The 18,983-nt window shown below is 62.0% G+C and carries 17 protein-coding genes; 8 read left to right on the plus strand and 9 right to left on the minus strand.

Going from position 1 to position 18,983, the window contains the following annotated elements:
* Positions 1 to 22: 22 nt before the first annotated feature.
* From ACF6ZU_RS10790 to pilG, 8 genes are all read right to left on the minus strand, one after another.
* Positions 23 to 469 (minus strand): hypothetical protein, encoded by a 447-nt coding sequence (locus ACF6ZU_RS10790; protein ID WP_392892229.1) that lies wholly within the window; start codon positions 467 to 469, stop codon positions 23 to 25.
* The gene (locus ACF6ZU_RS10795) at positions 432 to 1,061 is read right to left on the minus strand and encodes a nucleotidyltransferase domain-containing protein (protein WP_392892230.1); all 630 of its coding nucleotides are present in this window, start codon (positions 1,059 to 1,061) and stop codon (positions 432 to 434) included. Before ACF6ZU_RS10795 ends, ACF6ZU_RS10790 begins: the two co-directional genes overlap by 38 nt.
* 71 nt (positions 1,062 to 1,132) lie before the next feature.
* A complete protein-coding gene (locus tag ACF6ZU_RS10800) occupies positions 1,133 to 1,600 on the minus strand; it encodes a chemotaxis protein CheW (RefSeq protein WP_392892231.1) in 468 nt (155 codons plus the stop codon).
* The gene (locus ACF6ZU_RS10805) at positions 1,593 to 7,592 is read right to left on the minus strand and encodes an Hpt domain-containing protein (RefSeq protein WP_392892233.1); all 6,000 of its coding nucleotides are present in this window, start codon (positions 7,590 to 7,592) and stop codon (positions 1,593 to 1,595) included. The genes ACF6ZU_RS10800 and ACF6ZU_RS10805 overlap by 8 nt, the downstream gene beginning before the upstream one ends.
* Before the next feature lie 37 nt (positions 7,593 to 7,629).
* Positions 7,630 to 9,687 carry a methyl-accepting chemotaxis protein gene (locus ACF6ZU_RS10810; RefSeq protein WP_392892235.1) on the minus strand — a complete coding sequence of 686 codons (2,058 nt, stop codon included), beginning with the start codon at positions 9,685 to 9,687 and terminating at the stop codon, positions 7,630 to 7,632.
* Between the two features lie 147 nt (positions 9,688 to 9,834).
* Complete coding sequence (locus ACF6ZU_RS10815; protein ID WP_392892236.1) at positions 9,835 to 10,368, minus strand: chemotaxis protein CheW; 534 nt, start codon at positions 10,366 to 10,368, stop codon at positions 9,835 to 9,837.
* Between the two features lie 10 nt (positions 10,369 to 10,378).
* Positions 10,379 to 10,744, minus strand: a complete 366-nt coding sequence (gene pilH, locus ACF6ZU_RS10820) for a twitching motility response regulator PilH (RefSeq protein ID WP_007897961.1) — start codon at positions 10,742 to 10,744, stop codon at positions 10,379 to 10,381.
* 57 nt (positions 10,745 to 10,801) lie between these two features.
* A complete protein-coding gene (gene pilG / locus ACF6ZU_RS10825) occupies positions 10,802 to 11,206 on the minus strand; it encodes a twitching motility response regulator PilG (protein ID WP_157710352.1) in 405 nt (134 codons plus the stop codon).
* A 340-nt stretch (positions 11,207 to 11,546) separates the two neighbouring features.
* On the opposite strand from pilG, the gene gshB reads away from it, so the two are divergent.
* From gshB to ACF6ZU_RS10860, 7 genes are all read left to right on the plus strand, one after another.
* Positions 11,547 to 12,500, plus strand: a complete 954-nt coding sequence (gshB, locus tag ACF6ZU_RS10830; protein ID WP_392892238.1) for a glutathione synthase — start codon at positions 11,547 to 11,549, stop codon at positions 12,498 to 12,500.
* Between the two features lie 77 nt (positions 12,501 to 12,577).
* The gene (locus ACF6ZU_RS10835; protein ID WP_392892239.1) at positions 12,578 to 13,477 is read left to right on the plus strand and encodes a TonB family protein; all 900 of its coding nucleotides are present in this window, start codon (positions 12,578 to 12,580) and stop codon (positions 13,475 to 13,477) included.
* 183 nt (positions 13,478 to 13,660) lie between these two features.
* Positions 13,661 to 14,233, plus strand: coding sequence for a YqgE/AlgH family protein (locus ACF6ZU_RS10840; protein WP_084322404.1), 573 nt, complete (start codon positions 13,661 to 13,663; stop codon positions 14,231 to 14,233).
* Positions 14,233 to 14,670 (plus strand): Holliday junction resolvase RuvX, encoded by a 438-nt coding sequence (gene ruvX, locus ACF6ZU_RS10845; protein ID WP_003195067.1) that lies wholly within the window; start codon positions 14,233 to 14,235, stop codon positions 14,668 to 14,670. The genes ACF6ZU_RS10840 and ruvX overlap by 1 nt, the downstream gene beginning before the upstream one ends.
* 82 nt (positions 14,671 to 14,752) lie before the next feature.
* Complete coding sequence (pyrR, locus tag ACF6ZU_RS10850) at positions 14,753 to 15,256, plus strand: bifunctional pyr operon transcriptional regulator/uracil phosphoribosyltransferase PyrR (RefSeq protein WP_392892244.1); 504 nt, start codon at positions 14,753 to 14,755, stop codon at positions 15,254 to 15,256.
* 26 nt (positions 15,257 to 15,282) lie between these two features.
* Positions 15,283 to 16,287 carry an aspartate carbamoyltransferase catalytic subunit gene (locus tag ACF6ZU_RS10855; protein ID WP_095164512.1) on the plus strand — a complete coding sequence of 335 codons (1,005 nt, stop codon included), beginning with the start codon at positions 15,283 to 15,285 and terminating at the stop codon, positions 16,285 to 16,287.
* Complete coding sequence (locus tag ACF6ZU_RS10860) at positions 16,284 to 17,555, plus strand: dihydroorotase (protein WP_392892246.1); 1,272 nt, start codon at positions 16,284 to 16,286, stop codon at positions 17,553 to 17,555. Before ACF6ZU_RS10855 ends, ACF6ZU_RS10860 begins: the two co-directional genes overlap by 4 nt.
* A 108-nt stretch (positions 17,556 to 17,663) precedes the next feature.
* Here ACF6ZU_RS10860 and ACF6ZU_RS10865 read toward each other — a convergent pair whose 3' ends face one another.
* A complete protein-coding gene (locus ACF6ZU_RS10865) occupies positions 17,664 to 18,095 on the minus strand; it encodes an NINE protein (RefSeq protein WP_392892248.1) in 432 nt (143 codons plus the stop codon).
* A 250-nt stretch (positions 18,096 to 18,345) separates the two neighbouring features.
* Here ACF6ZU_RS10865 and ACF6ZU_RS10870 point away from each other — a divergent pair, with 250 nt between their 5' ends.
* Complete coding sequence (locus ACF6ZU_RS10870; protein ID WP_392892250.1) at positions 18,346 to 18,966, plus strand: C40 family peptidase; 621 nt, start codon at positions 18,346 to 18,348, stop codon at positions 18,964 to 18,966.
* Positions 18,967 to 18,983 lie beyond the last annotated feature (17 nt).

The following is an 18,983-nucleotide window of genomic DNA, read 5'->3' on the forward strand; positions in this document are numbered from 1 at the left end:
CGCGATGGGGCCAGAAGCATCTCTACAGATTCAATGTCGAGCAGTACAGCCCTGTCATCTGATGTTGCACCCGAATTTGACGCTGCTCGGTGCTTTCCAACAGCTGCGCCAACAATGCCTGATCCTCATCCATATAGCCTTCGTACTCCGCCAGGTTCCGTCGCTCGTGACACAGCGCGAAAAGCCGAACCTGTACTTTGCCAATGTCAGCGGTGTGAACCAGGCACTGGAACACCAGATATCGTTTGTCTGACCGATAGCCACACAAGCGAAGTGCCGTCAGTGCGAGGGCGTGAGCAGCGTTGTAAGCCAGATCGAACCGGCTCGCGAACGAGAGTGAAGTGGCTTGCGCATCCTTCAATCTATCCACAGCCGAACGCATTAACCCTTCGCACTCCTTGCGATCCGGCGGCTCGGCTTTTAGTCCACCGCTACGTAACAGGTTTTCCAGATTTTCGTTGCTGCCCATCCTTGGACTCCAAAGGGTTTGCCCCCATCAGATTGATCTTTTCCTGCTGTGCCACGCGCACGACGAAACTGTTTTCTGCCTCCAGTTTTGCTGCCCAGTCGTCAGGGGTGTAGAGCGTAGGGTTGAGAACGCGGCCAAGCTGTTCCTCCAGCGGTACAAGCCGTTCCATCACTTCACTGTAGTGCAGGGCTTCGCCGATCAGCATGAGATCAATGTCACTGGATGCGTTTGCCTGATCCTTCGCGATAGAGCCGTACACAAATGCCCACGTGACCTGTTCGGCAAAGGGTTGGAGTGCCTGGCGCAAAGGCTCGGCAATACCAAAGGTTTTGCGGGCGATGCCCAGCAGTTCGGTATAGATGGGGCATTCGGGATTGGCTTGATAGTGGGTCTGGTTGCCCTGACGGCTCAGGGTCAGCACACCGGCCTGCTGCAACCGGTCCAGCTCGCGCATAAGGCTGCCTTTACCCACCTGAGCCCAGCGGGCGATCTCGTTGGCGTAAAAACTTCGATCGGGCTTACCAAACAGCAAGCCCAGCACTTTTTGCTGGGTGGTGGTAAACAAGGCCTCGCTCAATGACAGGTTTTTCACGGCAGCGCCCGACAAGTCCCAAAAAGGGAACGATAGGTCCCTTTTTGGGAATCTTCAACTTTTGGATGTCTTCATGTCAGTCCGGCACTCACAAGCAGTTCCTCCAACGCCAGCAAATCCGGCACCTTGGCTACCTGGTCCCCCACCTGCACCGCCGCCTGTTCCAGCGCGCACAACGGCACATCCACATAGCTGAGCTGACTGTCGAGCTTGTACGAGCGCGGAATTCCCTGCACCAGCAATGCGATGAATTTCAGTTCAGGCCGGCCGCCCAGGGCATTGAGGATCACGATCCGCGCGCGCTCGCCGATGACGATTTTATCGCCGCACGCTGACTCGAAACTGAGCAGCGGAATCTGCCGCTCCCGCCAGCTCACCCGTCCCAGGTACCACGGCGGCGTATCGAGGTCGAACGCGGCCGGCTGGTAGTCGATCAGTTCGGCCACCGCGACGTTGGGCAAAATCAGGTTGCGGTCCGCCAGGGGCAGCAGCAGCCCGGTGAGGTTGCTGGTGCGCTGGTTGATGCGCGAATCAAGCATGGGTTTTGCTCCACAACGCGATGCTTTCGAGCAGCACCGATTCCTGGTACGGCTTGCCGAGGTAGTCGTTGACGCCGATGGCCATGGCACGGTCGCGGTGCTTCTGGCCGGTGCGCGAAGTGATCATGATGATCGGCAGGTGCTGCAGGCGTTCGTCGGCGCGCACCTGGGTGGCGACTTCGAACCCGTCCATGCGCGGCATTTCGATGTCCAGCAGCATCAGGTCCGGCATGTGTTCTTCGAGCAGCAACATGGCATCAACACCGTCCTTGGCCGTCAGCACGTTCATGCCGTGGCGTTCGAGCAAGCGGCTGGTGACCTTGCGCACGGTGACCGAATCGTCCACCACCAACACCAGCAGAGGTTTGTGCGGTTCGGCTTCAGCCTCCTGGATCAGCGGCCGCTGAGGCGCCTGCATCGCACGGATCGGTGCGAGCAGATCGAGAATCAGCACCACCCGGCCATCGCCGAGAATCGTCGCCCCGGACAAGCCTTGCACCGCCGCGAATTGCGGACCGAGGCTTTTCACCACGATCTCCCGGGTGCCGGCCATCGAATCGACCTGCACCGCGATGTGCCGCTCGTTGCATTGCACCAGCAACACTGGCAACGGCAGGCTCTGGCCCAGCAGTTTCGGGCGTGTGCTGGTTTTCAGCAGTTCGCCGAGGTAGCACAGTTCATAGTGCTGCCCGGCGTATTTGTACGTCGGCGGGTCGAGCCGGTAATGCCCTTCGAGTTCGTTGGGCAGAACCCGCACGATGCCGTCGATGGTGTTCAGCGGGATCGCATATTGATCCTCCGCGCACTGCACCATCAGCGCCCGATTGACCGACACGGTGAACGGCAGGCGAATGCGGAAATGCACGCCCTGCCCCGGCACCGAGTCGATGCTCATGCTGCCGCCCAGTTGCCGGACCTCTTCGTGGACCACGTCCATGCCCACGCCGCGCCCGGAAATCTGAGTGATTTTTTCGGCGGTGGAGAATCCCGGCTGCAAGATGAACTGCAGCACGTCGCGGTCGCTGATGTCGCTGTCCGGCGCGAGCAATCCGCGCTTGATTGCCTTGCGCCGCACCGCGTCCAGCGGCACGCCGGCGCCGTCGTCGCGGATGTCGAAAATGATGTCGCCGCCCTCGCGGGACAGGTCCAGGGTGATGCGACCCTGCGCCGGTTTGCCGGCCGCAACGCGCACTTCTGCGGATTCGAGCCCGTGGTCCACCGCGTTGCGCAACATGTGTTCCAGCGGCGCGGCCATGCGTTCGAGGACGTTGCGGTCCATCTCGCCTTCGGCGTTGCCGACCACGAATTCCACGTCTTTGCCCAGCTCGCTGGAGACCTGGCGGACGATGCGTTTCAGGCGCGGCAGCATCCGCTCGAACGGCACCATGCGCGTGCGCATCAGGCCTTCCTGCAATTCGGTGTTGATGCGGCCCTGTTGCTGCAACAGGTTCTCCGCATCCTGATTGCGCCGGTCGAGGGTTTCCTTGAGGTCGAGCAGGTCGGAAGCCGATTCGAACAACGCCCGCGACAGTTGCTGCAACTGCGAGTGACGGTCCATTTCCAGCGGGTCGAAGTCTTCGTAGCCCGAGCGCTCGGCGTCGATTTGCTGGCGGCTGAGAATCCGTCCCTGGGTTTCGGTATCGAGCCGGCGCAACTGATCACGCATGCGCTCGATGGTGGTTTCCATCTCGTTCAGCGCCACCTGAGCATCGTTGACCTGCTGTTCGATACGGCCACGGAAGATCGACGTTTCACCGGCCAGGTTGACCAGATCGTCGAGCAGCTCGGCCGAGACCTTGACCATGTCGGCGCCGGCCTCGGCTTGTGGCGCAGGCGTCTCGATCTTGGGTGTCGCGGGCGCGGCAACCGGCGCGTCCAGCACTTCCGGATGGCTGAAGTTCCTGATCGCGTGGATCAGCCGGTCAGCCGGTGGCAGCGGTTGACCGGCACGTGCGGCGTCGAGCATCTGCGCCAATCGGTCATGGCTACTTTGCAACAGCCCGAACAGCGCCGCCGTGGGTTTCAGCACGCCGGCGGACAAGCCTTCGTAGAGAAATTCCAGCTCATGGGCGAGGTCGCCGATGGCGGCGATTTCCACCATCCGCGCACCGCCCTTGAGGGTGTGCAGATCTCGCAGCAAGGTTTCCACTTCCTGGCGATTCGACGGTTCGGCCTGCCAGCGCACCAGCGCCGCGCCGGAGTTTTCGATGATGTCGAAGCCTTCCTCGAGGAAGATCTCCAGCAACTCCGGATCATGCCCCGGTGATGCCTGCGCCCGTGACGGTTCGACGGCTTCGGAAGCACCGACGTTGCCTTGGCGGAATTCGCGGATGGCCGCGATCAGCTCGCCCGGATCGCTCAGCGGATGCTGGTTCTGCAGTTGCTCAAGCAACTGCGCCAGTCGGTCATGGCTTCGCTGCAGCAGCTGCGCCAGCGTCTCGTTGTGGTTGTAGCGACGATCGACCAGGCCTTCGTACAGGCTCTCCAGCTCATGGGCGAGGTCACCGACCGGCTCGACCTCGGACATCCGCGCCCCGCCCTTGAGCGTGTGCAAGTCGCGATGCAATGACAGCAGCGGCGCGGCGTTTTCCGGGTCTTTCAGCCAGCGTTGCAAGGCCTGGCCGGCGCTTTCAAGGATGTCGACCGCTTCTTCGAGGAAGATCGAGACGATCTCGTCATCCAGATCGACAGCACGATTCTCTGTAGGAGCGAGCTCGCTCGCGATGGGCGTTAACGATGACGCGTCTTCATTGGAAATATGTGGTGCCTGTGAGTCCATCGCGAGCAGGCTCGCTCCTACAGGGGTTTGTTCCAATTCGGCGGTGGCATCACCTAATTCGCGAATGCTCAGCGTGCGGCTGCCGTCACTGCGGATCAGGCCCATGGCCGAGGGGTCGAGGCCTTCATCGAGCAAGTCGCGCAAGGCCTGGATGCGTTCCGGTTGCGGGCTGACTTCCTGGCCGGCAGCCAGCTCGTCGAGCATATTGATCAAAGCTTCGTGGGCGCCTTGCGCCTCATGGAAAAACCGGTCGCTGACCGCCAGGCTGCTTTCCTCCACCGCGCCATACAGGTCCAGCAACGCTTCGCAAAGCTCGTCCACCGGGTGCAGGTCGGCGAGGTGCGCGCCTTCACCCAGGGTGGTCAATTCGTCCAGCAGCGCACTCAGTTCCTGACGCTCGCCGGGGTGCTGCTGCCAGCGCTGCAGCAGGCTTTCGGCATCCAGCAGGATGTCCATGCCCTGGGCCAGGAAGTTGTTGATCAGTTGCGGATCGCGCTTGGTGCGAAGCGCTGTGCTCGGAGCGCTCAAGAGTGTTTCCAAACGCTCGGCCAGCAGCGTCTGTGTTCGTTCGATCAGCGAACGCGCGCCGGGAATCTCGGCCAGCGGATCGGTCTTGAGCTGACGCAGGCCGAGGCGGAACACGCCTTCGGCCTCCAGCAGCAGTTCGACTTCGTCCAGGTCCAGGGCAATGAGGTGCGCCTTGTACTCGCGGGCCAGTTGGTCCAGCGGCGTCGCCAGCTCGGCAATCGGCAACACGCCAGCCATCGAGGCGCTGCCCTTGAGCGTGTGCAAGGCGCGCTGCAACTCGTCGCTGGCCTGCAACGGCACATGTTCGGCGGCCTGATCGAGGAAGCGGTTGAGGCTGGCCAGATGGGTTTCGGCTTCGTTGCGGAAGATCTCCAGCAGCAACGGATCGAGGGCCGCGACATCCTGCACGTCCTCATCGGCCAGCGGCTCGTGGCCCTTGGCGAGGGTGTGGGCGCGTGCGGCCAGTTGATCGACATCGTTGCGCTGACGCTGGGCATTGCCGGCGAACTCAGCCACCAGCTCAGGCAGCAAATTCAGCACATCGCCGAGCAGTTGCTGCACCGCCGGCCCCGGTTGAACACTGCGCTCCAGCACCCGGTTGAGCAGGTTTTCCACGGCCCACGCCAGTTCACCCAACACCAGCGCGCGAACCATGCGACCACTGCCTTTGAGCGTGTGGAAAGCGCGACGCAATTCGGTCAGGGCCGATTGATTTTCGGGGTTGGCGGACCAGCGCGGCAGGTACTCCCGGAGGACTTCCAGGACTTCATCGGTTTCTTCGAGGAAGACTTCGCGCAACTCGTCGTCCACCGGCGCCTCGCCTGTCGGCGGCGGCAACAGACTGCCCGGGGTGTTCAATGCAGGTGGATTGACGGCGGAGACCGGGTTGGCCAGCACATCGGCCAAGGTCTGCACGACCTGCGGATCGTCCAGCTCCTGCATGTCCTGCATGACCAGGGCTTCGCTCGGGCTGAGCGCATCCTCCAGCACCGGCACATCGTGTTCGCTGGGGAAAAACCCGAGTGTCGCGAGGCTTTTTTCCGCGACGTCGAGCAGCTGTTCACCGGCGGCCTCGGGGTCGTCGCTGAGGCGCTCAAGGTAATACTCGATGCTGGTGATGACGTCGGCCAGGCTGTCCAGTTCTTCCCAACCCGGCTGGCCCGGTTCCAGCAGCAAGTGCTCGCGGATGAAGTGGTTGCAGGCGTCGATCAGGCTTGCCGCGCGACTCAGCGGAATCATCGCCAGCGCGCCGCGCACCTGGGTCAGCAAGGCCGGCAACGGTTGCAGGTGCTGGCGGTCCCAGTCGGCGTCGATGTAGTCGACGATCATGTCCTTGGCCTGTTGCAGGCAGATGCGGGCTTCCTTGATCACGATCTGGTGGATCTGCGTCAGGTCGGTGGTCGGCAGACGGCTGTCTTCCTGGCTTTCCGGCTCCACGGTACCGACCATGCCGGCCAGCGTCGCCTCGACGTAAAGCAGGGCGCCGGCGACGTCCATGAGGATCGCGTCGTTGGGTTGGCGCTGCCCCTGAGCCAGGCTCAGCACCACCGCCAGTTGGTCGATGATGACCTTGCGCGGCTGGCCGAAGCCGAGCACCGCCAGGGTGTCGGCGATCTGCCGCAGCGGGGCGAGCAGGCTTTCGAGGTCCGAGGTGTGCTGACGGTCACTGCGCACGAACAGGTCGAGGCGTTCTTTCACCCGCACCAGTTCTTCGCACAGCGCCGCCAGCACCGAGCGCATGGCATCGCGGTCAGGGCCGGCGAGCCGCGCCCGTTCTTCATCGACCATTGCGCTGTCAGGCAACGCATCGTCCAGTCCGTAGCGATCTTTCATGGTCAGCATCTGCCCGGTGGAGTGTTCAGCCTTGGCTATGTAGAACAGCAAACTCTTGAGCAGCTCCGGCGGTGCCGGTTGATTGATCGCTGGCATGCCGTGTTCGAGCAGGCGCTTGAGTTCTTTGTCGGCGTCCTTGAACAGGCTGCGCAGGGCCGGGCTGTTGGCGATCGAGCCGCCACGCATGCCTTCGACCAGCGCCGAAGCGATTTGCCACAACGGGCTCAGGGGCGCGTTGCCGCACAAGCCTTCGAGGCGGGAAAACACCTTGGCCAGGTAACCGAGGTGGGTCTCGTCATCCTGTTCGCGCAGCAGCCCGACCAGGGCCATCTGCAACATCTGGCGCAATTTGCGCAGGACGCTCGGCAGGTCCGCCGGTTCCAGCAGCGCCAGTGATTCTTCGTCCAGCGGCGGCAGGTCCGGCAACTGCGGGCTGAACAGGCTGGTTTCCGACAACAGGCTTTCGCCACGCGCGCTGCGCAAGTCGTTGATCAGCGGCAGCACCACCAGCGGCAGGTCGCGACGGGCGCCTTGTACGCGGTCGAGATAGATCGGCAGCTGACCGAGGGCTTGCATCAACAGGTGAATCGCCTCGTCCCGATGGCTGACGCGGTTCTGCTGCAAGGCGCTGGTCAGGTGTTCCATTTCCTCGGCCAGCAGGGCCGCGCCGTAGAACTCGACCATCTGCAAACTGCCGTGAACCTGATGGATGCACGCCAGGCACTCGCCGAGGGCGTGCGTCGCCTGCGGGTCATCCAGCAGCGTTTCAATCGCCTGGTGAGCCACTTTCAGCGTTTCGGCAATCTCGCCTTTGACCCACTCGAGGGCCACATAGTCGTGCCGATCACCCATAACCACTCCGTTCATCGTTCGAACGCCCTCGGGCGCCTCACACTTTATCCACAGTCTGCGCCTTGGCAGCCGGCAAGGTGAAACCCGACACCGAGCGCCGCAACTGGCTGGCCATTTTCGCCAGGTTGCCGATGCTTTCCGCCGTGGCGGTGGAGCCGGACGAGGTCTGCGTGGTGATCTGCTGGATCACGTTCATCGTCAGGGAAATCTGCCCGGCCGACGACGTCTGCTGCTGCGCCGCATTGGAAATGCTCTGAATCAGCGCCGCGAGGGTCTTCGACACGCCTTCGATTTCTTCCAGGGCCACACCGGCATCCTGCGCCAGACGCGCGCCACGCACCACTTCGGTGGTGGTCTGTTCCATGGAAATCACCGCTTCGTTGGTGTCCGCCTGAATCGCCCGCACCAGGGTCTCGATCTGCCGGGTCGCGGCGGACGAACGCTCGGCCAGGCGCTGGACTTCGTCCGCCACCACTGCAAAACCGCGTCCGGCGTCACCGGCCATCGAGGCCTGGATCGCCGCGTTGAGCGCGAGGATGTTGGTCTGGTCGGCAATGTCATCGATCAGGCTGACAATGTCGCCAATTTCCTGGGAAGACTCGCCCAGACGCTTGATGCGCTTGGCGGTGTCCTGAATCTGTTCGCGAATGTTGTCCATGCCGTGGATGGTGTTATGCACCACCTCGTTGCCCTTGTTGGCGATCTCCACCGAACGCTCTGCCACCGCCGACGATTCGGCGGCGTTGGCCGAGACCTGGTCGATGGACTGCGCCATGTCGTTGATCGCGGTGGACGCTTCACTGATCTGTTGCGCCTGATGCTCCGAAGCCTGCGCCAGGTGCATGGCCGTGGCCTGGGTTTCCTGCACGGCGGCGGCGACCTGGCCGGCGGTGAGGTTGATAGTGGCCACGAGGTCGCGCAACTGGTCTACGGAATAGTTGATCGAGTCGGCGATGGTTCCGGTGAAGTCTTCGGTCACCGACGCCGTCACGGTCAGGTCGCCGTCCGCCAGGTCTTCGATTTCATCGAGCAGGCGCATGATCGCGTTCTGGTTGCGCTCGTTTTTCTCGGCAGTTTCCCGTAGCTGACGGTTGGTTTCGCGGACCATCACCAGGCCGATGAGGATAATCGACATCAACGCCAGCAGGCCCAGCACGTAGCCGCCAATGGTGTCAGTGTCGCGCCCGCCGGCGAGGTTTTCAAACCCGGTGGCCAGGTGCGAGGCTTCGTCGAGCAGGGTTTGCGAGAGGGTGAAAATGTTGCTCGCCGATTCGCGGACCTTGAACAGCTCCGGCGAGGTTTCCAGAATTTCATCCACCGAGCCGGAAACGAATTCGAACAGCTCGGAAATCTCGACCAACCGGGCCCGGGCATCCTGGTCTTCGACCTGGCTGACTTTCAGCGCCGGGTTGCCCTGCAACATGCCCGTGAGCACCTGGCCGAAGCGCGCGGCATCGCGACCGAACGCATCGGCGGCCTGTTGCGAGCTTTCGTCACCGGACAGCACGGTGTTCACCGCGCCGAGAATTCGCTCGGCCAGCAGCGACTGACGCTGGGCCATCGCCACCTGGGCGGCCGGTGCGCCACGCTGCAGAAGGATCTCGACGACTTTTTCGTACTCGACCTGCAATTGCGGCACGGTTTCCGCCAGGGTGGCAGCAACCTGGTGCAGGGACAGCACGGTCTGCTCGCTCGACAGGATCGCATCGGTGTTTTTCAGCAGGCGTTCCCAGTCCTGCTGCACGGCGCGCATTTCCGGGCGCACCGTCGCCGGGGCTGGCGGCAGGCCGGTGGTCGGGTCGCCTTTCTTCAGATAACCCCAGCGCTGGGCGAAATCGTTGCGCGCATCGCTGAGCAACTTGAACGCGGCAGCCTTGCCGGCGGCGGCTTCGGTGGCGTTTTTGGCAATGCGCTGGGACAGCACGCGCAGCTCGCCGGCGTGGCCGATGTACTGTTTGTCGTACGTGGCTTGGGTGTTGAGGTAAGCGAAGTTGGCGAACAGCAGCATGATGAAGACAATCAGCGCGATGAACAGCGCGATGATCTGCGAACGGCTGCGCGATCCTTCTGGCTTGCCTGTTTTAGCTTTTATCATCGGTCCTCGCCTGTTAACCAACATCCTGAACCCACCGAAGGTCTCCTGTGGGAGCGAGCCTGCTCGCGATTCAGGCGCCGCGGTGTATCAGGTACATCGCGTTTTCGTTCAATCGCGAGCAGACTCGCTCCCACAAGGGATCCGGGGTTATAGCGCTACATGCATGAAGCTTTGCGACTTTGCCAACGTAAACGGGCTGAACACCTGCCAACCCTGCTCACGCTCGAACCGACCCTTGATGAACGGTGCCATCGGGCCGTTCACGTCGTCCATCGGTTGCAGACTGTCCTGGGCGAAATGCTGCAAGCCGAAGACTTCATCGACCATCAACCCGGCGAACACGTCGTCATGCTCAACCACCAGCACCCGCCGCTGCTTGCGCGCCGCCGACAATTCATGCCCGAAGAAGGCACACAAATCCATCATCGGCAGCAGGCGCCCGCGCAGGTTGGCCACGCCCTTGACCCAGGGCTTGACCCCCGGCAGTTGCGTGAAACGCGGTTCATGCAGGACTTCGCTGACTTCGCCCATGGGCGCGACGTACCACTGCTCGCCCAGGCGAAAACCGATACCGCTCCAGCTGTCCTGCCGGGTCGGCTGGGACGGCAAGTCCGCCGCCAGCAGACGGCAGCGCTGGTCGATCTGCAGCAGCAGTTCGAAGGCAGTCAGCGACTCGGTCATGGCCGGAAGATCAACCGGCCAGCACGTTGTTCAGGGTTTTGATCAGGGTGTCTTCGTCGACGGGCTTGGTCAGGTAATCCTTGGCGCCCTGACGGGTGCCCCAGACCTTGTCGGTTTCCTGATCCTTGGTGGTGATGATGATCACCGGAATGTGCCCGGTTTCCGGGTCTTTGGTCAGCTGGCGGGTCGCCTGGAAGCCGTTCAGACCGGGCATGACGATGTCCATCAGCACCGCGTCAGGTTTTTCCTGACGGGCCAGGGCCACGCCGTCGGCGCCGTTTTCGGCTTTCAACACTTCATGACCGTGCTTTTCCAGCATGCCGGTCAGTTTGTACATTTCAGTCGGCGAATCATCGACGATCAGAATACGTGCCATGGTTTTCCCCATTCTTGTCGACGCCGGGCCCGTTGGCCGAGCGTCACTGTGCGTGTCCTACTGCGGCAAAACAGCGGCGAAGCCCGGTACATGGGCCTGGATCGCGTTCAGCAGTTCTTCCTTGCTGAAAGGCTTGGTCAAAAACTGGTCGGAGCCGACGATGCGCCCCTTGGCCTTGTCGAACAGCCCGTCCTTGGACGACAGCATGATCACTGGCGTGGACTTGAACGCACTGTTGTTCTTGATCAGGGCGCAGGTCTGATAACCATCCAGACGCGGCATCATGATGTCGACAAAGATGATGCCGGGATGATGGTCGGCAATCTTGGCCAGGGCATCGAAACCGTCGATGGCCGTGATGACCTCACACCCCACGTTCTTCAACAGCGTTTCGGCGGTGCGGCGAATCGTCTTCGAATCGTCGATCACCATGACCTTCAAGGCGCTGGAATGCTGGTCCATAAATGCTCTGCCGTCGCCTTTGCGAATCAATATGTCCGTTTTCCGGATAACGAGGGCTCGAAACCCTTGATGTTCAAGGGCCAGCACACCTTGGCAGTCTTTTTAGCACAGTCTCCAACACCAATCTATCGGCCGACCTGCGCGGTGGTTTTTCCTTGACCGGGAACACACTCGGCGCCACTCTGACGCCACATTTTTCTGGCCTTTTACTGTAGGAGCGAGCTTGCTCGCGATGATTGTCAGGGCACCGCGGGGTGTCAGACTGCGAGCGTCATCGTTGGCCTCCATCGCGAGCAGGCTCGCTCCTACATAGACCGCCCCCATTTTCGAGGAATACCCCATGAGCGTTCGCGTCGGGATTGTCATGGATCCCATTGCCAGCATTTCCTATAAAAAGGACAGCTCGCTGGCCATGCTGCTGGCCGCACAGAAGCGCGGCTGGGAACTGTTCTATATGGAACAGCAGGATTTGTACCAGGGCGAAGGTGAAGCACGGGTGCGGATGCGGCCGCTGAAAGTCTTCGCCAACCCGGAAAAATGGTTCGAACTGGAAGCCGAGACCGACGCGCTGCTGAGCGATCTGGACGTGATCCTGATGCGCAAGGACCCGCCGTTCGACATGGAATTCGTCTACTCCACGTACCTGCTCGAACAAGCCGAGCGCGCTGGCGTGCTGGTGGTCAACAAGCCGCAGAGCCTGCGTGACTGCAACGAAAAACTGTTTGCCACGCTGTTCCCGCAGTGCACGCCGCCGACCGTGGTCAGCCGCCGCGCCGACGTGCTGCGCGAATTCGCCGCCAAACATGGCGACGTGATCCTCAAGCCGCTGGACGGCATGGGCGGCACTTCGATCTTCCGTCACCGTGCGGGCGATCCGAACCTGTCGGTGATCCTCGAGACCCTGACCGCGCTCGGCACCCAGCAGATCATGGGCCAGGCGTACCTGCCGGCGATCAAGGACGGCGACAAGCGCATCCTGATGATCGACGGCGAACCGGTTGATTACTGCCTGGCGCGGATTCCTGCCGCTGGCGAAACCCGTGGCAACCTCGCGGCCGGCGGCCGTGGCGAAGCCCGTCCGCTGAGCGACAAGGATCGCTGGATCGCCGCCCAGGTCGGCCCGACCCTGCGCGAGAAAGGCCTGCTGTTCGTGGGTCTGGACGTGATTGGCGAGCACCTGACGGAAATCAACGTCACCAGCCCGACCTGCATTCGCGAGATTGATAATGCGTTCGGCACCGACATCGGCGGCCTGCTGATGGATGCCATCGATCAGAAGCTCAAGGCTCGTTGATATAGAACACCCAAGGTGCGACCAACATTGCGTTATCATCCGCGGCCTGTGAAAAACGCGATGTTGGTTTTCTTGTCATGACACTCCCGTCCGATCTGCCCGCTGAACTCGCCCATCGTGGCGTGCGCCCGGCTGATCGCCTCGGATTTACCCTGTTCCTCGCGGCGCTGGTTCACCTGGCATTGCTGCTGGGCGTCGGGTTCACCATGGTTGAACCCCAGCAGATCAGCAAAACCCTGGAAATCACCCTCGCCACCTTCAAAAGCGAAAAGAAGCCGGCCAAGGCTGATTTCCTCGCCCAGGAAAATCAGGAAGGCAGCGGCACCCTGGATAAAAAGGCGATTCCCAAGACCACCGAGGTCGCGCCGTTCCAGGACAATCAGGTAAAGAAAGTCACGCCCCCGCCGGCCGCCAAGCCTGAAGTGCAGGAAGCCGCACCCAAGGCTGCCGTGACCACCGTTGCGCCGAAGCCGAAAAAAGCGCCGACCAAGACCGAAGAAACCAAGCCCGAGACCAAGCCCGCCGTCGCCGCGCCGACGTTCGACACCGAACAGCTGTCCAGCGACATCGCCAGCCTCGAAGCGGAACTGGCCAACGAACAGCAGCTGTACGCCAAGCGCCCGCGCATCCACCGCCTGAGCGCGGCCTCGACCATGCGCGACAAAGGCGCCTGGTATAAAGACGAGTGGCGCAAGAAGGTCGAGCGCATCGGCAACCTCAATTATCCGGACGAAGCCCGGCGCAAGCAGATCTACGGCAATTTGCGGCTGATGGTCTCGATCAATCGCGACGGTTCTTTGTATGAAGTGCTGGTGCTGGAGTCGTCGGGGCAGCCGTTGCTGGACCAGGCGGCGCAGCGGATCGTCAGGCTGGCCGCGCCCTTTGCACCGTTTACCGGGGATTTGTCGGATATCGACCGGCTGGAAATCATCCGGACGTGGAAGTTTGCGCGCGGGGACAGACTCTCCAGCAACTGACGGGCATATGACCTGTAGGAGCCGGCTTGCCGGCGATGGCGTCCTTGAGATCGCTATCGCCGGCAAGCCGGCTCCTACAGGGTCGTGTTACAGCCTTTCGAGCTGGTGAACCCGCGATCAATCTAAGGCAAACATTGATTCCCCAGCTTGTCAGTTCGCCCCTCCAACGCCACACTAGCGCTCATGAAAAACGTCAGCCCCAGCTACCTCAAGCATCACTTCCTGATCGCCATGCCTCACATGGCCGACCCGAACTTTGCGCACACCTTGACCTACATCGTCGAGCACACGGCCAATGGTGCCATGGGGCTGGTGGTCAACCGTCCGCAAGACCTGAACCTCGCCGATATCCTCGAGCAACTGCGCCCCGATATCGAACCGCCATTGCTCTGCCAGCATGTGCCGATCTTCATCGGCGGCCCGGTGCAGACCGATCGCGGTTTCGTCCTGCACCCCTCGGGCAAGAAGTTTCAGGCGACCGTTGATCTGGAAGGCGACCTGTCCCTGTCCACGTCCCAGGATGTGCTGTTCGCCATCGCTGACGGCGTCGGCCCGGCCAAGAGCGTGATTACCCTGGGATACGCCGGCTGGGAAGCCGGGCAGCTTGAGGCCGAACTGGCGCAAAACGCCTGGCTGACCTGCCCGTTCGACGCCGACATCCTGTTCAACACCAGCAGCGAGCTGCGCCTCGAAGCGGCGGCCAAACACCTCGGCGTCAATCTCAGCCTGTTGACCAGCCAGGCGGGACACGCCTGATGGCTCTGCGTCTGATCCTGGGTTTCGACTACGGCACCAAACAGATCGGCGTGGCGGTCGGCCAGGTGATTACCGGCCAGGCCCGCGAGCTGTGCACCCTGAAAGCGCAAAACGGCGTTCCCGACTGGAATCAGGTCGAAGCCCTGATCAAGGAATGGAAACCCGACGCCGTGGTGGTCGGCCTGCCCTTGAACATGGACGGCACGCCCAGCGACATGTGCCTGCGCGCCGAGAAATTCGCCCGCCGCCTCAACGGCCGCTACAACCTGCCCTTCTATACCCACGATGAACGCCTGACCACCTTCGAAGCCAAAGGCGAACGGCGTGATCGTGGCGGGCAAAAAGGCAGTTACCGCGACAACCCGGTCGACGCCATCGCCGCCGCCCTGCTGCTGCAAGGCTGGCTCGACGAAAACACCGCACTGTTCGAATCCTGAAGAGCCGTAACAAGCGACTCTCTATAGCGACAACCCGAGCCACCTCCAGCACCACCCGGCTCGGGCCCAAGAAGGAGCAACCATGAGCCTGCCCAATCCCGCCGAACTGATCAGCCAGATGGCCATCAGTCTCAAGGCCCATCTGGAACACCGTGGCATCAGCGAACCGCGCTACATCGGGATTCGTACCGGTGGCGTCTGGGTCGCCCAGGCGTTGCTCGAAGAACTGGGCAGCGACGCGCCGCTCGGCACCCTGGACGTATCTTTCTACCGTGACGATTTCAGCCAGAACGGCCTGCACCCGCAGGTGCGCCCTTCGGCGCTGCCGTTCGAGATCGAAGGCCAGGACCTGGTGCTGATCGACGATGTGCTGATGAGCGGTCGCACCATCCGCGCCGCGATGAACGAACTGTTCGACTACGGCCGCCCGGCCAGCGTGACGCTGGTGTGCCTGCTGGACCTGGACGCCGGCGAACTGCCGATCCGCCCGAACGTGGTCGGCGCGACCCTGTCGCTGGCCGCCCACGAGCGCGTGAAGTTGTCCGGTCCGGAACTCCAGCTCGAACTGCAAGACCTCGCCCTTTAATTCGCCCTATTGAGAGTCCCCTCGCGATGACGCCTCTAGACACCAAGCGCCCGCTGCAGCTCAATGATCAGGGCCAGCTGCGCCACTTCCTCTCGCTCGACGGTTTGCGCCGCGAGCTGCTGACGGAAATCCTCGACACCGCCGACTCGTTCCTCGAAGTCGGCGCCCGGGCGGTGAAGAAAGTCCCGTTGCTGCGCGGCAAGACCGTGTGCAACGTGTTCTTCGAGAACTCCACCCGTACCCGCACCACCTTCGAACTGGCGGCCCAGCGCCTGTCGGCCGACGTGATCACGCTGAACGTGTCGACCTCGTCGGCGAGCAAGGGCGAAACCCTGCTCGACACCCTGCGCAACCTGGAAGCCATGGCCGCCGACATGTTCGTCGTGCGCCACGGTGATTCCGGCGCCGCGCACTTCATCGCCGAGCACGTGTGCCCGCAAGTGGCGATCATCAACGGCGGCGACGGCCGTCACGCGCACCCGACCCAGGGCATGCTCGACATGCTGACGATCCGTCGGCACAAAGGCAGCTTCGAAAACCTTTCCGTGGCCATCGTCGGCGACATCCTGCACTCGCGGGTCGCGCGCTCGAACATGCTCGCGCTGAAAACCCTCGGCTGCCCGGACATCCGCGTGATCGCGCCGAAAACCCTGCTGCCGATCGGCATCGAGCAATACGGCGTGAAGGTCTACACCGACATGACCGAAGGCCTGAAAGACGTCGACGTGGTGATCATGCTGCGCCTGCAACGCGAACGCATGACCGGCGGCCTGCTGCCGAGCGAAGGCGAGTTCTATCGCCTGTTCGGCCTGACCACCGCGCGCCTGGCCGGTGCCAAACCGGATTGCATCGTCATGCACCCGGGCCCGATCAACCGCGGGGTGGAGATTGAGTCGGCGGTGGCCGACGGCCCGCACTCGGTGATTCTCAACCAGGTGACCTACGGCATCGCCATTCGTATGGCCGTTTTGTCCATGGCCATGAGCGGGCAGACTGCCCAGCGCCAATTCGAGCAGGAGAACGCCCAGTGAAGCTCAGCATTCTCGGCGCACGCGTGATCGATCCAGTCAGCGGGCTGGATCAAGTGACAGATATCCACATCGAAGCCTGCAAGATCGTCGCCCTGGGCGCCGCGCCAGCCGGTTTCGTTGCCGTCGATACCATCGACGCCCAAGGCCTGGTGGCCGCTCCCGGTCTGGTCGACCTGAACGTCGCCCTGCGCGAGCCGGGTTACAGCCGCAAGGGTTCGATCGTCAGCGAAACCCGCGCCGCCGCAGCCGGTGGCGTGACCAGCCTGTGCTGCCCGCCAAAGACCAAACCGGTGCTGGACACCTCGGCCGTGGCCGAACTGATCCTCGACCGCGCCCGTGAGGCCGGCAACACCAAGGTCTTCCCGATCGGGGCCCTGAGCAAAGGCCTGGATGGTGAACAACTGGCAGAACTCGTTGCCCTGCGCGATGCCGGTTGCGTGGCCTTCGGCAACGGCCTGGAAAGCTTCCGCAACACCCGCACCCTTTGCCGGGCGCTGGAATACGCGGCGACTTTCGACCTGACGGTGATTTTCAACTCCCAGGACCATGACCTGGCCGAAGGTGGCCTGGCGCATGAAGGCCCGACCGCCAGTTTCCTCGGTTTGCCGGGCATTCCGGAAACCGCGGAAACCGTGGCCCTCGCCCGTGACCTGCTGCTGGTCGAGCAAAGCGGCGTGCGCGCGCACTTCAGCCAGCTCACCAGCGCTCGTGGCGTGGCCTTGATCGCTCAGGCCCAGGCCCGTGGGTTGCCGGTGACGGCCGATGTGGCGCTGTATCAGTTGATCCTGACCGATGAAGCACTGATCGACTTCAGCAGCCTCTATCACGTGCAACCGCCGCTGCGCACCCGCGCTGACCGCGATGGCCTGCGGGCGGCCGTGAAGTCCGGTGTGGTCTCGGCGATATCCAGCCATCACCAGCCTCACGAGCGGGACGCCAAGCTGGCGCCGTTCGGCGCGACCGAGCCGGGCATCAGCAGCGTCGAGCTGTTGCTGCCGCTGGCAATGACGCTGGTGGAAGATGGCTTGCTGGATCTGCCGACGCTGCTGGCGCGACTGAGTGCCGGGCCTGCGCAAGCATTGCGCTTGCCGGCGGGGAAACTGGCGGTGGGTGGCGCGGCGGACATCGTGTTGTTCGACCCTGCGGCGTCGACCGTGGCCGGTGAGACCTGGTTGTCCAAGGGTGAGAACTGCCCGTTCATTGGGCATAGCTTGCCGGGTGTGGTGCGTTACACCCTGGTGGATGGGCGGATTAGCCACCAGGCGTAAGACCGCGTCGCTCCCATCGCCGGCAAGCCGGCTCCTACAATGTTGCGTGTGGCCACAAATTTTGCGGTCGACCGATAACCCTGTGGGAGCTGGCTTGCCAGCGATGGCTTACTGGAAGGTGCCGCGATTCTGCGCGTTTCGCACCGACACCTGGTCATTCAGCGTCCAGAAGTCATACAAAACCCCCAGGAAGAACAACCCGCCCGTCACCAGGTACAGCAATCCGCTGATCCACTTCCCCTGATACATCCGGTGCACGCCAAACACCCCGAGAAACGTCAGCAGAATCCACGCAACGTTGTATTCGATAGGCCCGGCGGTGAAACGCAGGTCCGCCTCACGGTCCATGGCCGGGATCAGGAACACGTCGATCAGCCAGCCAATGCCCAACAAACCGAAGGTGAAAAACCAGATCGTCCCGGTCACCGGCTTGCCGTAATAAAAGCGGTGAGCGCCGGTAAAACCGAAAATCCACAGTAGGTAACCGATCACCTTGCTGTGCGTATCCTGATGTGGAACGGGGTGTTGATAGGTGTTCATGAAGGACCTCGAATCACACGATAGATAAATATTCTTGAATTCTTTGTGACTTTTTTACAGGTAGCCGACGTATGGCAAATGCTACCGTGTCTCCCGTCAAACCCTTATAGCACCTGACTTCTGTCGGACAATTGCGTCTATTTGCCGCGTATTTGGTTCCGTTACCCCCCGGATTGAATCGACCAACGGCCTCGGAATGACAAAAAAAGCTGTTATAAAGTTTCGCGCTAACCTTTATGAGCCTTGCCTAATGCGTCCATTTTTCAAGACATGGCTAACCATTTGCCTTTTGATGCCACTGGCCGCCCACGCCACCAATCGTGAGCAACGTCTTCCTAACGTTAATGGTTACACCCCGAAATCCCATGTTTCTGCTCCATCGAGCAAAAACAAGCAAACGTCCAAACCAACGACTTCGCTGAGCAAAGCCAACAGCAACCTTGTGCCGCCGATGGCGACCAAGGAAAGCAGCAATGTGCTGAGCCGCGCGGTCAACGTCCTCGGTACACCATACCGTTGGGGCGGCAGCAGCCCAAGTAAAGGGTTCGATTGCAGTGGCCTGGTGAAATACGCGTTCAACGACGCCACCTTCGACCTGCCGCGCACCTCGAACGCCATGGCCAGCGGTCACGGCGAGAAAGTCGATCGCAAGGACCTGAAACCGGGCGACCTGATTTTCTTCAACATCAAGAGCCGCCGGGTCAACCACGTTGCCATCTACCTGGGCAACGACCGCTTCATCCACGCACCGCGCCGTGGCAAGTCGGTGACCATCGACACCTTGAAGAAACCGTACTGGGAAAGCCACTATGTGGTTGCCAAGCGGGTTCTGCCGAAAGAGAAGAACAGCCTGCAGGTTGTTCAGCGCTGATCTGAAATCCCGGGCCT

It is taken from the genome of Pseudomonas migulae, from assembly GCF_043225285.1.
GTDB classification, from domain to species: Bacteria; Pseudomonadota; Gammaproteobacteria; order Pseudomonadales; family Pseudomonadaceae; genus Aquipseudomonas; species Aquipseudomonas migulae_C.

What these genes read in the sequence shown, in the direction of transcription:
- ACF6ZU_RS10790 (WP_392892229.1), bottom strand. Translation starts at nt 469, where the DNA reads ATGGGCAGCAACGAAAATCTGGAAAACCTGTTACGTAGCGGTGGACTA.
- ACF6ZU_RS10800 (WP_392892231.1), bottom strand. Translation starts at nt 1,600, where the DNA reads ATGCTTGATTCGCGCATCAACCAGCGCACCAGCAACCTCACCGGGCTG.
- ACF6ZU_RS10805 (WP_392892233.1), bottom strand. Translation starts at nt 7,592, where the DNA reads ATGGGTGATCGGCACGACTATGTGGCCCTCGAGTGGGTCAAAGGCGAG.
- ACF6ZU_RS10810 (WP_392892235.1), bottom strand. Translation starts at nt 9,687, where the DNA reads ATGATAAAAGCTAAAACAGGCAAGCCAGAAGGATCGCGCAGCCGTTCG.
- ACF6ZU_RS10815 (WP_392892236.1), bottom strand. Translation starts at nt 10,368, where the DNA reads ATGACCGAGTCGCTGACTGCCTTCGAACTGCTGCTGCAGATCGACCAG.
- pilH (WP_007897961.1), bottom strand. Translation starts at nt 10,744, where the DNA reads ATGGCACGTATTCTGATCGTCGATGATTCGCCGACTGAAATGTACAAA.
- pilG (WP_157710352.1), bottom strand. Translation starts at nt 11,206, where the DNA reads ATGGACCAGCATTCCAGCGCCTTGAAGGTCATGGTGATCGACGATTCG.
- gshB (WP_392892238.1), top strand. Translation starts at nt 11,547, where the DNA reads ATGAGCGTTCGCGTCGGGATTGTCATGGATCCCATTGCCAGCATTTCC.
- ACF6ZU_RS10835 (WP_392892239.1), top strand. Translation starts at nt 12,578, where the DNA reads ATGACACTCCCGTCCGATCTGCCCGCTGAACTCGCCCATCGTGGCGTG.
- ACF6ZU_RS10840 (WP_084322404.1), top strand. Translation starts at nt 13,661, where the DNA reads ATGAAAAACGTCAGCCCCAGCTACCTCAAGCATCACTTCCTGATCGCC.
- ruvX (WP_003195067.1), top strand. Translation starts at nt 14,233, where the DNA reads ATGGCTCTGCGTCTGATCCTGGGTTTCGACTACGGCACCAAACAGATC.
- pyrR (WP_392892244.1), top strand. Translation starts at nt 14,753, where the DNA reads ATGAGCCTGCCCAATCCCGCCGAACTGATCAGCCAGATGGCCATCAGT.
- ACF6ZU_RS10855 (WP_095164512.1), top strand. Translation starts at nt 15,283, where the DNA reads ATGACGCCTCTAGACACCAAGCGCCCGCTGCAGCTCAATGATCAGGGC.
- ACF6ZU_RS10865 (WP_392892248.1), bottom strand. Translation starts at nt 18,095, where the DNA reads ATGAACACCTATCAACACCCCGTTCCACATCAGGATACGCACAGCAAG.
- ACF6ZU_RS10870 (WP_392892250.1), top strand. Translation starts at nt 18,346, where the DNA reads ATGCGTCCATTTTTCAAGACATGGCTAACCATTTGCCTTTTGATGCCA.